This window comes from Paenirhodobacter hankyongi (assembly GCF_003664585.1).
Lineage (GTDB): Bacteria > Pseudomonadota > Alphaproteobacteria > Rhodobacterales > Rhodobacteraceae > Rhodobacter > Rhodobacter hankyongi.
In genome coordinates, this window is record NZ_RCHI01000004.1 from 117,492 (window position 1) to 130,039 (window position 12,548).

15 protein-coding genes are annotated in these 12,548 nt (G+C 68.7%); 12 read left to right on the top strand and 3 right to left on the bottom strand.

All coding sequences use genetic code 11. The annotated features are described in order from the left end of the window. Positions 1 to 121 precede the first annotated feature (121 nt). The 10 genes from coxB to DYS74_RS05640 all read left to right on the top strand — a co-directional run bounded on the left by coxB (position 122) and on the right by DYS74_RS05640 (position 8,960). Positions 122 to 1,009, top strand: coding sequence for a cytochrome c oxidase subunit II (coxB, locus tag DYS74_RS05595; RefSeq protein ID WP_121531756.1), 888 nt, complete (start codon positions 122 to 124; stop codon positions 1,007 to 1,009). Between the two features lie 10 nt (positions 1,010 to 1,019). Beyond that, the gene (cyoE, locus tag DYS74_RS05600; protein ID WP_121531757.1) at positions 1,020 to 1,958 is read left to right on the top strand and encodes a heme o synthase; all 939 of its coding nucleotides are present in this window, start codon (positions 1,020 to 1,022) and stop codon (positions 1,956 to 1,958) included. Continuing rightward, positions 1,955 to 2,143, top strand: a complete 189-nt coding sequence (locus DYS74_RS05605; protein ID WP_121531759.1) for a hypothetical protein — start codon at positions 1,955 to 1,957, stop codon at positions 2,141 to 2,143. The genes cyoE and DYS74_RS05605 overlap by 4 nt, the downstream gene beginning before the upstream one ends. Next, positions 2,140 to 2,712, top strand: coding sequence for a cytochrome c oxidase assembly protein (locus DYS74_RS05610; protein ID WP_121531761.1), 573 nt, complete (start codon positions 2,140 to 2,142; stop codon positions 2,710 to 2,712). Before DYS74_RS05605 ends, DYS74_RS05610 begins: the two co-directional genes overlap by 4 nt. Positions 2,713 to 2,725: 13 nt before the next feature. Continuing rightward, positions 2,726 to 3,532: a cytochrome c oxidase subunit 3 gene (locus tag DYS74_RS05615; RefSeq protein WP_121531763.1), complete on the top strand. Its 807-nt coding sequence runs from the start codon at positions 2,726 to 2,728 to the stop codon at positions 3,530 to 3,532. 66 nt (positions 3,533 to 3,598) lie between these two features. Then, the gene (locus tag DYS74_RS05620) at positions 3,599 to 4,276 is read left to right on the top strand and encodes an SURF1 family protein (RefSeq protein WP_121531765.1); all 678 of its coding nucleotides are present in this window, start codon (positions 3,599 to 3,601) and stop codon (positions 4,274 to 4,276) included. A gap of 10 nt (positions 4,277 to 4,286) precedes the next feature. Continuing rightward, positions 4,287 to 5,684, top strand: coding sequence for a threonine synthase (gene thrC, locus DYS74_RS05625; protein WP_121531767.1), 1,398 nt, complete (start codon positions 4,287 to 4,289; stop codon positions 5,682 to 5,684). After that, positions 5,681 to 6,940: a M16 family metallopeptidase gene (locus tag DYS74_RS05630; RefSeq protein ID WP_121531769.1), complete on the top strand. Its 1,260-nt coding sequence runs from the start codon at positions 5,681 to 5,683 to the stop codon at positions 6,938 to 6,940. The genes thrC and DYS74_RS05630 overlap by 4 nt, the downstream gene beginning before the upstream one ends. Further along, positions 6,940 to 7,524, top strand: coding sequence for a GNAT family N-acetyltransferase (locus tag DYS74_RS05635; RefSeq protein WP_121531771.1), 585 nt, complete (start codon positions 6,940 to 6,942; stop codon positions 7,522 to 7,524). The genes DYS74_RS05630 and DYS74_RS05635 overlap by 1 nt, the downstream gene beginning before the upstream one ends. A gap of 38 nt (positions 7,525 to 7,562) precedes the next feature. After that, positions 7,563 to 8,960: an FAD-binding oxidoreductase gene (locus tag DYS74_RS05640; protein WP_121531773.1), complete on the top strand. Its 1,398-nt coding sequence runs from the start codon at positions 7,563 to 7,565 to the stop codon at positions 8,958 to 8,960. Between the two features lie 4 nt (positions 8,961 to 8,964). Here DYS74_RS05640 and DYS74_RS05645 read toward each other — a convergent pair whose 3' ends face one another. The 3 genes from DYS74_RS05645 to DYS74_RS05655 all read right to left on the bottom strand — a co-directional run bounded on the left by DYS74_RS05645 (position 8,965) and on the right by DYS74_RS05655 (position 11,135). Continuing rightward, positions 8,965 to 9,495: an adenine phosphoribosyltransferase gene (locus DYS74_RS05645; RefSeq protein WP_121531774.1), complete on the bottom strand. Its 531-nt coding sequence runs from the start codon at positions 9,493 to 9,495 to the stop codon at positions 8,965 to 8,967. Then, positions 9,492 to 10,370 carry an S-methyl-5'-thioadenosine phosphorylase gene (locus DYS74_RS05650; RefSeq protein ID WP_121531776.1) on the bottom strand — a complete coding sequence of 293 codons (879 nt, stop codon included), beginning with the start codon at positions 10,368 to 10,370 and terminating at the stop codon, positions 9,492 to 9,494. The genes DYS74_RS05645 and DYS74_RS05650 overlap by 4 nt, the downstream gene beginning before the upstream one ends. A 165-nt stretch (positions 10,371 to 10,535) precedes the next feature. Beyond that, complete coding sequence (locus DYS74_RS05655) at positions 10,536 to 11,135, bottom strand: flavin reductase family protein (RefSeq protein ID WP_121531778.1); 600 nt, start codon at positions 11,133 to 11,135, stop codon at positions 10,536 to 10,538. A 76-nt stretch (positions 11,136 to 11,211) separates the two neighbouring features. Here DYS74_RS05655 and DYS74_RS05660 point away from each other — a divergent pair, with 76 nt between their 5' ends. Next, positions 11,212 to 11,697, top strand: a complete 486-nt coding sequence (locus DYS74_RS05660; protein WP_113900535.1) for a GNAT family N-acetyltransferase — start codon at positions 11,212 to 11,214, stop codon at positions 11,695 to 11,697. A 48-nt stretch (positions 11,698 to 11,745) separates the two neighbouring features. Further along, positions 11,746 to 12,507, top strand: coding sequence for an EcsC family protein (locus tag DYS74_RS05665; protein WP_121531780.1), 762 nt, complete (start codon positions 11,746 to 11,748; stop codon positions 12,505 to 12,507). The last annotated feature ends 41 nt before the right edge of the window (positions 12,508 to 12,548 follow it).

Here is a 12,548-nt window from a genome sequence, read left to right on the forward strand (position 1 = left end):
CAGCTTTTGCTTGCCGGACCGGGCTGAATGTGTATGCAATACCTACATAACGTCCCGATCGGTGAAGGGAAGCACCGGTTTGGGCGGGGCGGCTGGGGAGAGCCGTCCGAGGGAGGAAAACATGCGACTTGCGAGGCTCTGCCGCCCCTTGGCGGCCGGTTTCCTGCTGGCCTGTGTCAGCGGGCAGGTGATGGCTCAGGACATGATCACCGGGTTGCCGGTGATCGGTCAGCCGCATCTTGGCGGGGTGGGGTTCCAGCCCGCCTCGTCCGAGCTGGCCCAGGATCAGCAGTGGCTTGACCACATGCTGCTGACGATCATCACCGCGATCTGCATCTTCGTCTTCGCGCTGCTGATCTATGTGATGATCCGCTTCAACAGCCGGACGAACCCGGTGCCGAAGCGCTTCACCCACAACACCCCGCTCGAGATCGCCTGGACGCTGGTGCCGATCCTGATCCTCGTGGTGATCGGCTCGTTCTCGCTGCCGATCCTGTGGAAGCAGCAGGAGATCCCGAAGGGCGACATCGTCATCAAGGTCACCGGCAACCAGTGGTTCTGGAGCTATGAATACCCCGACGAGGGGATCAGCTTCGACGCGATGCCGCTGGAAAAGGCCGATCTTGCCGCGAATGGCTATGACCCGGACCAGTATCTGCTCGCCGTCGACAATGCGGTGGTGGTGCCGCAGGGCAAGCGCATCGTGATGCAGCTGACCGGCGCCGACGTGATCCACAGCTGGACGATCCCGGCCTTCGCGGTGAAGCAGGACGCGGTGCCCGGCCGCATCGCGCAGCTGTGGTTCGATACCGAGCGCGAGGGCGTCTATTTCGGCCAGTGTTCCGAGCTCTGCGGGCAGGGGCACGCCTATATGCCGATCGTGGTGAAGGTCGTGCCGGCCGAGATCTATGACCGCTGGCTTGCCCGGGCGAAGGCCGATTTCCCGGCCGGCGAGCGCATTGACGTCACCGCCTGGCACGCCGGGCGGCTGCAGGTCGCGGCGAACTGAGGGGGCGGGGATGAGCGACACCTCCTTTTCCGCCGCCGCCCCGGGCGAGGCCGGTCTGCGCGATTTCCTCGCGCTGCTGAAGCCGCGGGTGATGTCGCTCGTGGTCTTCACCGCCTTCGTCGGGCTGGTGGTGGCGCCGGTGCCGGTGCATCCCTTCGTCGCCGCGGTGGCGATCCTGTTCATCGCGCTTGGCGGCGGCGCCGCGGGGGCGCTGAACATGTGGTATGACGCCGACATCGACCGGCTGATGCGCCGCACCGAACGTCGCCCGGTCCCTGCGGGCCGGGTCAGCGAGGGCGAGGCGCTCGGCTTCGGGCTGGCGCTTGCGGGCATCTCCTGCGTGATGCTGGCGCTGGCCGCGAATGTCTTCGCGGGGTTGTTCCTGGCCTTCACCATCTTCTTCTACGTCGTCGTCTATACCGTCTGGCTGAAGCGGCGCACGCCACAGAACATCGTGATCGGTGGCGCCGCCGGGGCCTTTCCGCCGATGATCGGCTGGGCGGTGGCGACGGGCGGGATCTCGGCCGAGAGCCTCTTGATGTTCGCGCTGATCTTCCTGTGGACGCCGCCGCATTTCTGGTCGCTCGCGCTCTTCATGCGCGACGACTATTCCCGCGCCGGGGTGCCGATGCTGACGGTGACGCATGGCCGCCCCGCGACCCGCGGCTGGATCCTTGCCTATACCTTGGCACTGATCCCGGCCTCGCTGGCGCTTGCCTTCAGCACGGTCGGCGGGCCGCTGTGTCTTGCCGCCGCCGTGGTGCTCGACGCGCTGTTCCTGCGCGGTGCGCTGCGGCTGTGGCGGCGCGACGAGGCCGTGGCCGAGGCGGATGGCTTTGCCGCCGAGAAGCGGCTCTTCCGCTTTTCGCTCTTGTGGCTCTTCGGCCATTTCGCCGCGCTTCTGGCCGAGCGCGCGCTGCATCTGACGGGTTGGGGAGGCTGGGCATGACGCTTGCACATGTGCACGATCTGCATCGGCGCCGGCTGGGGCGCAACCTCGGCCTCGGCGCGGCGCTTCTGCTCTTTGTCGCGCTGGTCTTCGGGCTGACGCTGGTCAAGGTCGGGCAGGGCGACCGGATGCACGCGAATGACGCGCCGGGGGCGGCCCGGGCGGCCTCCGGGGGGCAGCCATGAACGGGCGGGCGAACACGCGCCTTGCCGCGCGGCTGGTGCTGGTGATCCTCGCCATGGGCGCCGCCGCCTGGGCCGCCGTGCCCTTCTACAGCTGGTTTTGCCGCACCACCGGCTATGGCGGCACCACCAATGTCGCCACCGCCGGCCCGGGCGAGGTGCTCGACCAGACCATCGAGGTGCGTTTCGACGCCAATGTCGCGAAGGGCATGCCGTGGAAATTCCGCCCCGCACAGACCAGCATGACGCTGCGCATCGGCGAGACCGGACTTGCCTTCTTCGAGGCCGAGAACACCTCGGATCGCACCGTGGCCGGCGCCGCCGCCTATAACGTCGCCCCCGACACCGCGGGCTATTACTTCGACAAGATCCAGTGCTTCTGCTTCACCGAGCAGGTGCTGGCGCCCGGCGAAAAGGTCGAGATGCCGGTCTCCTTCTATGTCGACCCGGCGATGGTGACCAACCCCGACACCGCCCGCATCCGCTCGATCACGCTGTCCTACACCTTCTTCGAGACCGACCTGCCCGAGCGGCAGGCCGCCGTTCCCGCCGCGCCCACGCCCGTCAACTGACAGGAGCTCCGACATGGCCCACAGCCGCAACCACGATTATCAGATCCTGCCGCCGTCGATCTGGCCGCTGCTGAGCGCGCTCGGCGCCTTCGTCATGCTGTTCGGCGCGGTGCTCTGGATGCAGCACGTCACCCCTTATGCCTTCGTCGCGGGGCTTTTGCTGGTGCTCTACTGCATGATCGGCTGGTGGTCCGACGTGGTGCGCGAGGGCGAGGCGGGCGAGCACACGCCGGTCGTGCGGATCGGGCTGCGCTATGGCTTCATCCTGTTCATCATGTCTGAGGTGATGTTCTTCGTCGTCTGGTTCTGGAACTTCTTCAAGAACGCGATGTATCCGCTCGGCCCCGAGTATCCGCTGAAGGACGGCGTCTGGCCGCCCGCGGGGACCGAGCTGTTCGACCCCTGGCACCTGCCGCTGATCAACACAGTGATCCTGCTGCTGTCGGGCGTCACCCTGACCTGGGCGCACCACGCGCTGGTGCACGAGAACAACCGCCGCGACGCGATCAATGGGCTGGTGTTGACGGTGATCCTCGGCCTCAGCTTCACCGCGCTGCAGGGCTTTGAATACCTGCACGCACAGCAGGCGATCGGCACCGGCTCGCTCTACTGGGACACCTTCTTCATGGCGACGGGGTTCCATGGCGCCCATGTCATCATCGGCACCATCTTCCTGCTGGTCTGCCTGATCCGGCTGACCCGCGGGCAGATGACGCCCGAGCAGCATGTGGGCTTCGAGGCCGCCGCCTGGTACTGGCATTTCGTCGATGTGGTGTGGCTCTTCCTCTTCGCCTCGATCTATATCTGGGGCAGTGCCTGAGCCCACCGGCCGGCGCGACAGCTGACGCGGGGGGCGTTCCCCCGCGTCTTGCGTTCGAGAGGTGTCATGCGTCGTTACGTCTTCCCGCTGTTGCTTGGCCTGATCGGCTGCGCGATTCTGGTTTCGCTGGGCGCCTGGCAGGTCGAGCGGCTGCACTGGAAACAGGCGATGCTGGCCGCGATCGAGGCGCGGATCGGGGCCGACCCGCAGGAGCTGCCGCCCATGGGCACCGACACGCGGGGGCTGAAATACACCCCGGTGCTGCTGATGGGGGCGACGACCGGGACCGAGATCCGGGTGCTCAGCGGCGAGAAGGGCACGGGGCCGGGCTTCGAGGTGATTTCGGCCTTCGAGACCGGCGACGGCCGGCGCGTTCTGCTGGACCGCGGCTTCATCCCCGAGGAGCACGGGCCTGACCCGCGTCCGGCCACGGCGATGATCGTCACCGGCACCCTGCACTGGCCCGAGGAGACCGACGCCTATACCCCCGCGCCGGACGCCAGGACCGGGATCTGGTTCGCCCGCGACGTGCCGGCGATGGCCGCGGCGCTTGGCACCGAACCGGTTCTGGTCGTCGCGCGCGCGGTTCAGGGCGATGCGCAGGGCGTGGTGCCGCGCCCGCTTGGCACCGAAGGCATCCCGAACGATCACCTCGAATATGCGATCACCTGGTTTTTGCTGGCGATCGTCTGGGCAGGGATGACAGCGTTCCTGTTGTGGCGTATCAGGCGGGGACGGAATTGAAGGGCGAAAGATGCGCTATATCTCCACCCGGGGGCAGGCCCCGGTTCTGAGCTTCGGCGAGGCGATGCTGACGGGCCTTGCACGGGACGGCGGGCTCTATGTGCCGGAAACCGTGCCGGTGATGACCGCGGACGAGATCGCGGCGCTTGCCGGGCTGAGCTACGAGGAGGTCGCCTTCCGGGTGATGCGCCCCTTCACCGGCGACACCTTCACCGAGGCCGAGCTGAAGGGCGCCATCGCGCGCGCCTATGCGGGCTTCGGCCATGCCGCGCGCGCGCCGCTCAAGCAGCTGGCGCCGAACCACTTCCTGCTCGAGCTGTTCCACGGCCCGACCCTCGCGTTCAAGGATTTCGCGATGCAGGTGATCGGCCAGCTGTTCCAGATCGAGCTGGCCAAGCAGGGCCGCCGCATCACCATCGTCGGCGCCACCTCGGGCGACACCGGCTCGGCCGCGATCGAGGCCTTCCGCGGCCTCGACAATGTCGATGTCTTCATCCTCTTCCCGCATGGCCGGGTGAGCGAGGTGCAGCGCCGGCAGATGACGACGCCGATCGAGGGCAACGTCCATGCGCTGGCCGTCGAGGGCGATTTCGACGATTGCCAGGGCAAGCTGAAGGACATGTTCAACGACTTCGCCTTCCGTGACGAAGTGGGCCTTGCCGGCGTGAACTCGATCAACTTCGCCCGGGTGCTGGCGCAGATCGTCTATTTCTTCACCTCGGCCGTGGCGCTTGGCGCGCCGCACCGCAAGGTCAGCTTCACCGTGCCGACCGGCAATTTCGGCGACATCTTCGCGGGCTTCCTGGCGAAGGAGATGGGCCTGCCGGTCGAGCGGCTGGTGATTGCGACGAACCAGAACGACATTCTCGACCGCTGCCTGAAGGCGGGCGATTACACCAAGCACGGCGTCACCCCCTCGATCAGCCCCTCGATGGACATCGAGGTCAGCTCGAACTTCGAGCGCGCGCTGTTCTGGGCCTATGGCAAGGACGGCGCCGCCATCTCTGCGCTGATGGACGAGCTGAAGACGAAGGGCAGCTTCACTGTCTCGGCCAATGCCATGGCGCATCTGCGCGACACCTATGACAGCGGCTCGGTCGGCGAGGCGCGCACGCTCGAGGTGATCGGCGAGACGCTGAGGGAGACGGGCGAGCTCGTCTGCCCGCACAGCGCCGTGGGCGTGGGCGTCGCGGCCGGGGCGATCGACCGCGATCCGGGCACGCCGATGGTGACGCTGGCCACCGCGCATCCGGCGAAATTCCCCGATGCGGTCGAGGAAGCGACCGGCATCCGTCCGGCGCTGCCGCCGCGCATGGCCGACCTCTTCGAGCGGCCCGAGCGGGTGACCCGCGTGGCGAACGATCTGGCCGCGCTCGAGGCGCTCATCCGCAAGGAGCGGCGCGCATGATCGAGACCACGACGCTGCCGAACGGGCTTCGGATCATCACCGAGCCGATGCCCGGGCTTGCCTCGGTCTCGGTCGGGATCTGGGTGCTGGCCGGCGGCCGCCACGAGCGGCCCGAGCAGAACGGCATCGCCCATTTCCTCGAGCACATGGCCTTCAAGGGCACGAAGACCCGCACCGCGCTGCAGATCGCCGAGGCGATCGAGGATGTGGGCGGCTATATCAACGCCTATACCTCGCGCGAGATGACGGCCTTCTACGCCCGGGTGCTCGGGGCGGACGTGCCGCTTGCGCTCGATGTCATCTCGGACATCGTGCTGAACCCGGTCTTCGACCAGCGCGAGATCGAGGTCGAGCGCAACGTGATCTTGCAGGAGATCGGCCAGACCCTCGACACGCCCGACGACATCATCTTCGACTGGCTGCAGGAAGCCGCCTATCCGGATCAGGCGATCGGCCGCACCATCCTCGGCCCGGCCGAGAAGGTGTCGCGTTTCGGGCGCGAGGATCTGTCGCGTTTCGTGGGCGAGCATTACGGCCCCGACCAGATGATCCTGGCCGCCGCGGGCGACGTCGATCACGACGCGATCGTGAAGCAGGCCGAGGCGATCTTCGGTGGCCTGTCGCCGGTGCGCCAGCCGGCGCCGCAGCTGGCCCGCTGGGTCGGCAGCGAACGGCGCGAGCTGCGCGACCTCGAGCAGGTGCATTTCGCCCTCGCCTTCGAGGGGCCGACCTATCGCGACCGCGACCTTTACACCGCGCAGGTCTACACCACCGCCATGGGCGGCGGCATGTCCTCGCGGCTGTTCCAGAAGATCCGCGAGGAGCGCGGGCTGTGCTACTCGATCTTCGCGCAGGCCGGCGCCTATGACGACACCGGGATGATCACCATTTATGCCGGCACTTCCGAGGAGGAGGTGGCGAGCCTTGCCGCATTGACCATCGACGAGCTGAAGCGCGCGGCCGAGGACATGACCGAGGCCGAGGTGGCGCGGGCGCGCGCGCAGATGAAGGCGGGGATGCTGATGGGGCTTGAAAGCCCGTCGAGCCGGGCCGAGCGTCTGGCGCGCAATCTGGCCGTCTGGGGCCGGGTGCCGCCGCTCGACGAGATCGCGGGTCTGATCGACGCGGTCAGCACCGCCGATGTGCGCCGCTATGGCGAGGAGATGATCACCCGGGACCGCACCGCGCTTGCCCTCTATGGGCCCGCGGCCAGCGCCCCGGATCTTGCGGGGTTGCGCCAGAGGCTCGCCGCCTGATGCTCGTCCGTCGCCGGAAGCCGAAGGTCGAGACGGAACGCATGACGCTCCGCCTGCCGATGCATTCGGACTACCGGGACTGGGCGCTGCTGCGCGAGGAAAGCCGGGCCTTCCTGACGCCGTGGGAGCCCGCCTGGTCGCCCGATCACCTCGGGCGCAAGGCCTTCACCAACCGTGTCTACTGGGCGGCGCGGGCGGAGAGCGCGGGCACGGCGCTGCCCTTCTTCCTGATCCGGCGCGAGGACGGGCGCGTCCTTGGCGCGATCACCCTCGACAACATCCGCCGCGGCCCGGCGCAGGCCGGCACCATCGGCTACTGGATCGGCGAGCGTTATGCCCGGCAGGGCTACATGCGCGAGGCGATCCGCGCCGTCGTGCATCACGCCTTCCACGTCCTCGACCTGAGCCGGGTCGAGGCCGCCTGCCTGCCCGAAAATGCCGCCTCGCGCGGGGCGCTGGAGAAATCGGGGTTCAAATACGAGGGCGTGGCGCAAAGCTATCTGCAGATCAACGGCCGCTGGCGCAACCACGTGCTCTATTCCAACCTGCGCACCGACCGGCGCGGGCGCACCGACATCGGCTGAGACGGCCCCGGCGGGCCCGACAGAAGAAGGAGACCGCGATGCTGACCCCGGCAGATCAGGCATTTCTCGACCGGCTGCGCGCCGAGGGCGTCGAGGTGGGCGAGGCCGAACCGCGTTACCTCGAGGAGCCGCGCGGGCGCTGGCCGGGGCGCGCCGCGGGCGTGGCGCGGCCGCATTCGACGGCCGAGGTGGCGCGGGTGCTGCGCGCGGCCGCGGCGGCGCGGGTGGCGGTGGTGCCCTATGGCGGCGGCACCGGGCTTGTCGGCGGGCAGGTCAAGGGCGAGGGCCCGCTGCCGCTGGTGCTCAGCCTCGAGCGGATGACGGCGCTGCGCGCGATCGACCCGCAAAGCCTGGTGGTCGAGGCGGGGGCGACGCTGCAATCGGTGCAGGAGGCGGCGCAGACGGTGGGGCGGCTCTTCCCGCTGACCATCGCCGCGCAGGGCACGGCGCAAATCGGCGGGTGCCTGTCGACCAACGCGGGCGGCGTGCATGTGCTGCGCTATGGCAATGCCCGTGCGCTCTGCCTTGGCCTCGAGGCGGTCCTGGCCGACGGCACGGTCTGGAACGGGCTCACCCGGCTCAGGAAGGACAACACCGGCTATGACCTGCGCGATCTGCTGATCGGTGCCGAAGGGACGCTCGGCGTGATCACCGCGGCGGCGCTGCGGCTCTTCGAGCCGCCGGCGGTCGAGGGCCTTGCCTTCTTCGCGCTGCCGTCGCCCGCCGCCGCCGTGGCGCTTCTCGGTCTGGCGCAGGGCCGCTTTGCCGGCTGTGTCTCGGCCTTCGAACTGATCTCGCGGCAGGGCCTGTCCTTCCTGCGCGAGGTCGGGCCCGAGGTTCACATGCCCTTTGCCGAAGACCCGGACTGGATGGTGCTGATCGAGCTTGGCCTGCCCGCCGGCATGGACGCCGAGGCGGCCTTTGCCGAGCTCTTCGAGGCGGCGGACGATCTGGTTCTCGATGCGGTGATCGCGCAATCGGGTGCGCAGGCCGCGCAGATGTGGGAGCTGCGCGAGAGCCTGCCGCTTGCCAACCGCCGCATCGGCGCGATCTCGAGCCATGACATCTCGGTGCCGGTGGCCGCGATCCCCGATTTCGTCGCCGAGGCGGGCGCGATGCTCGCCGCCATGGGCGCTTTCCGCATCAACTGTTTCGGCCATGTCGGGGACGGCAACCTGCATTACAACGTCTTCCCGGCGCCGGGGCGGAACCGCGGCGAATACGACGCGCAGAAGGATGCGGTGAAGACCGCGGTGCATGACCTCGTGGTGCGCGGCTACAACGGTTCGGTCTCGGCCGAGCATGGCATCGGCCGGCTCAAGGTCGGCGACCTCGAGCGTTACGCCGATCCGGCGAAGCTGACGATGATGCGCGCGATCAAGACGGCGCTTGATCCCTTGGGCATCCTGAACCCCGGCGCGGTGCTGCGCGATTGAGGGCTCAGGCGCCCTCGAACTCGCACAGCACGCTGATCGGCAGGCCGAGGCTTTCGAGGAGCTTGCGGCCACCGAGTTCCGGCAGGTCGACGATGAAGGAACAGCCGACGATCTCGCCGCCAAGCCGCTCGATCAGCTGCGTGCCGGCGCGGCAGGTGCCGCCGGTGGCCAGCAGGTCGTCGACGATCAGCACCTTCTCGCCGGGCGCGATCGCGTCCTCGTGGATCTCCATGATCGCCTCGCCGTATTCGAGCTTGTAGGCCTGGCTGATCGTCGCACCGGGCAGCTTGCCCTTCTTGCGCACCGGCACGAAGCCCTTCGAGAGCTGATGCGCGATCGCGCCGCCGAGGATGAAGCCGCGCGCCTCGAGCCCCACCACCTTGTCGATCTGCTCGCCGGCCCAGGGGGTCAGCATCTGGTCGACCGCCATGCGGAAGCCCTTCGGATCGGCAAAGAGCGTGGTGACATCGCGAAACAGGATCCCCTCATGCGGGAAGTCGGCGATGGTGCGGATGTAATCCTTGACGGTTTTCATTCTTGGCCTTTCAGGACGCGGCCCATCACGGGCATCAGCTGGGCGACGAGCGCGGGGTCGCGCTTCGCCGGATGGGTCATGATCGCGCTGTCGAGCGCGTGGGTGCAGCCCGCGGCGCAGTCCACGGCGGGGCCGGCGATACGGGCGGGGAGTGCCGCGACGAGGGCGCGGGCCTTGTCGGCATTGGCGATCGCCGTGGCCACCACCTGCGCCACGTCGACGGCGTCATGCTCGGGGTGCCAGCAGTCGTAATCGGTGATCATCGCGATGCAGGCATAGCAGAGCTCGGCCTCGCGGGCGAGCTTGGCCTCGGGCATGCCGGTCATGCCGATCACGTCGGCCCCCCAGCTGCGATAGAGCCGGCTTTCGGCGAGCGTCGAGAATTGCGGCCCCTCCATCGCGACATAGGTGCCGCCCTCGTGCACGGTCAGGCCGAGGTCCCGCGCCGCGCCCGCGCAGAGCGCTGAAAGGCGCGCGCAGGTCGGGTGCGCGAAGGGGACATGGCCGACGAGACCCGGTCCGAAGAAGCTTTTCTCGCGCGCGAAGGTGCGGTCGATATACTGGTCGACGATCAGGAAATCGCCTGGCGCATAGGCCTCCTTCAGCGAGCCCACGGCCGAGACGGCGATGAGGTCGGTCACGCCGAGGCTCTTCATCGCGGCGATATTGGCGCGGTAGGGCACGGTGGTGGGCGTGTGCACATGGCCGCGGCCGTGGCGCGGCAGGAAGACCATCTCGACCCCGCCGAGCGTGCCGGTCAGCACCGCGTCCGAGGGGGCACCGAAGGGCGTGTCGACCGTGACCCAGGCCGCGTTCTCGAGCCCGGCGATCTCGTAGACGCCCGAGCCGCCGATCACCCCGATCTTCCGTTCCATCGCCCTCTCCTTGCTGCTGCGCGGCGAAGATTAGGCGCCTGGCGCGGGCAAGAAAAGGGCGGATTGCAGGAGGAGGCGGGGAAGGGAGGGGGCGCTGCCCCCTCGGCCCCCTGGGCCTCACCCCCGGGATATTTGGGGCAATTGGAAGCGGGAAGCGGTCGTGCCTCAGCCCCCCTGCGGGCGGTCGAGCTCGAAGGTGTCGCGCACCGCGGCGTAATCCTTGTAGCCGAGCCGGCTGAGCCGGTCGGGCGGCAGATAACGGCTATCGGTCAGACAATCGGGACGGATGTGGATGCCGGTCACCTCGCCATGGATCAGGAAGTTCGACTTGCCGAGCAGCGGGATCACCTGCACCAGCCGGCATTCGAGGGCGGCCGGGGCCTGCGCGACGCGCGGGCAGTCGATGGTCTCGCACTCGGCCTTCTCGAGGCCCGCGACGGCGAACTCGTCCGTTCCCGCGGGCAGCGGGGCCGAGGAGGCGTTCATCGGCCCGATCAGCTCGGAGGAGACGAGGTTGACGCAGAACACCCCGCTTTCGCGGATCTGCGCGAGGCTGTCCTTGGTGTCGCCGCGGTCGGGTTTCGCCGCGGTCGAGGCGAAGACCACCTGCGGCGGGGTATAGGCGACGGCGTTGAAGAAGGAATAGGGGGCGAGATTGTCGCCGAGACTGCCGCGCGTCGCGATCCAGCCGATCGGGCGCGGCGCGACGATCGCGTTGAACGGGTTGTGCGGCAGGCCGTGGCCATCGGCGGGGCGGTAGAACATGGCAGCGGGGGTCCCTTTGATTTGAACCTGACATTATCGCGTGTTAGGCGCGTCTGACGAGGGATTCGGGGGCGCCATGTATCAGCTCGAGGAAGAGACCGAGGCCGACTGGTGGGAAGTCGAGGCGCTTTATGACCTGTGCTTCGCGCCGGGGCGCACGGCGCTGTCCTCCTATCGGTTGCGCGACGGCGTCGAGAAGGTCCATCCGCTGTGCCTGACGCTGCGCGAGGACGGGGTGCTGGCCGCCGTCATCCGCTACTGGCCGGTGAAGGTCGGCGGGCAGCGCGTGCTGCTGCTGGGCCCGGTCGCCGTGCACCCGACCCGGCAGGGCGAGGGGCTCGGGGGCATCCTGATGCACGAAAGCCTGGCCGAGGCGCGCCGGCTCGGCTGGGAGCGGGTGCTGCTGGTCGGCGATCTGCCCTATTACCAGCGCTTCGGCTTCTGGAAGATCGACGGCGTGATCATGCCGCCGCCGACCAACCCCGAGCGCGTCCTGGCGCTTGAATTGCAGCCCGGCGCCTGGGAGGGCGTGCGCGGCCCGGTGGAAAAGTTCACCGCCTGATTGGCGCCGGCCCGCCGCGCCCCCATATCGGGCGAAACGGAGGATGCGATGCCGCCTGAGATCCTGTTGCCCGTCACCGATCCGAAGCTCGTGACCGAGCTCGATGCCCTTGCCCGGCGCCACCGTGGTGCCTCTGGCCCGGTGATGCAGGTGCTGGGCTTTCTCGGCGGCTCGGCCGAGGGGCTGGTGAACCGGCTGCCGGCGGGCGTGCGCACGGGGCTCGAGGGCGCGACCGAGCGTGCGCTCGACACCGCGATGGCGGCGGCGAGCCGCTCGCGCGGCGTGGTGGCGGACCGGCCCGACTGGGTGAACACGGCGCTTGCCACCGCCATGGGCGCGGCGGGCGGTTTCGGCGGGCTGCCCGGGGCGCTGGCGGAGCTGCCCTTCACCGTGACCATGCTGCTGCGCGCGATTCAGGGCATCGCGGCCGAGCACGGCTTCGACCCGGCCTCGGACGAGGTGCGGCTTGAATGCCTGCGCGTCTTCGCCTCGGCCGGGCCGCTCGCGCGTGACGATGGCACCGACATGGGCTTCTTCACTGCCAAGGTGACGATCACCGGCGCCGGGCTCTCGGGGCTGATCGCCCGCGTCGCGCCGCGGCTGTCGGTGGTGCTGGGCGAGAAGCTTGCCGCGCAGACGGCGCCGGTGCTGGGCGCGGTGGCGGGCGCCGCGGTCAACTATGCCTTCACCAGCTATTACCAGGAAATCGCTCGGGTGCATTTCGGCCTCAAGCGCCTTGCCCGCGACAGCGGCGAGGACGAGGGGCTTCTGCGCGAGGAACTGGTGGCGCGGATCACCGCCAGACGCTGAAAAAGGCGCCTCCGGCGGGAGCATTTCCACCAGGAAAAGCC

Bases quoted from the DNA above. Each gene is read 5' to 3' on its own strand.
- coxB (WP_121531756.1), top strand. From the start codon at position 122: ATGCGACTTGCGAGGCTCTGCCGCCCCTTGGCGGCCGGTTTCCTGCTG.
- cyoE (WP_121531757.1), top strand. From the start codon at position 1,020: ATGAGCGACACCTCCTTTTCCGCCGCCGCCCCGGGCGAGGCCGGTCTG.
- DYS74_RS05605 (WP_121531759.1), top strand. From the start codon at position 1,955: ATGACGCTTGCACATGTGCACGATCTGCATCGGCGCCGGCTGGGGCGC.
- DYS74_RS05610 (WP_121531761.1), top strand. From the start codon at position 2,140: ATGAACGGGCGGGCGAACACGCGCCTTGCCGCGCGGCTGGTGCTGGTG.
- DYS74_RS05615 (WP_121531763.1), top strand. From the start codon at position 2,726: ATGGCCCACAGCCGCAACCACGATTATCAGATCCTGCCGCCGTCGATC.
- DYS74_RS05620 (WP_121531765.1), top strand. From the start codon at position 3,599: ATGCGTCGTTACGTCTTCCCGCTGTTGCTTGGCCTGATCGGCTGCGCG.
- thrC (WP_121531767.1), top strand. From the start codon at position 4,287: ATGCGCTATATCTCCACCCGGGGGCAGGCCCCGGTTCTGAGCTTCGGC.
- DYS74_RS05630 (WP_121531769.1), top strand. From the start codon at position 5,681: ATGATCGAGACCACGACGCTGCCGAACGGGCTTCGGATCATCACCGAG.
- DYS74_RS05635 (WP_121531771.1), top strand. From the start codon at position 6,940: ATGCTCGTCCGTCGCCGGAAGCCGAAGGTCGAGACGGAACGCATGACG.
- DYS74_RS05640 (WP_121531773.1), top strand. From the start codon at position 7,563: ATGCTGACCCCGGCAGATCAGGCATTTCTCGACCGGCTGCGCGCCGAG.
- DYS74_RS05645 (WP_121531774.1), bottom strand. From the start codon at position 9,495: ATGAAAACCGTCAAGGATTACATCCGCACCATCGCCGACTTCCCGCAT.
- DYS74_RS05650 (WP_121531776.1), bottom strand. From the start codon at position 10,370: ATGGAACGGAAGATCGGGGTGATCGGCGGCTCGGGCGTCTACGAGATC.
- DYS74_RS05655 (WP_121531778.1), bottom strand. From the start codon at position 11,135: ATGTTCTACCGCCCCGCCGATGGCCACGGCCTGCCGCACAACCCGTTC.
- DYS74_RS05660 (WP_113900535.1), top strand. From the start codon at position 11,212: ATGTATCAGCTCGAGGAAGAGACCGAGGCCGACTGGTGGGAAGTCGAG.
- DYS74_RS05665 (WP_121531780.1), top strand. From the start codon at position 11,746: ATGCCGCCTGAGATCCTGTTGCCCGTCACCGATCCGAAGCTCGTGACC.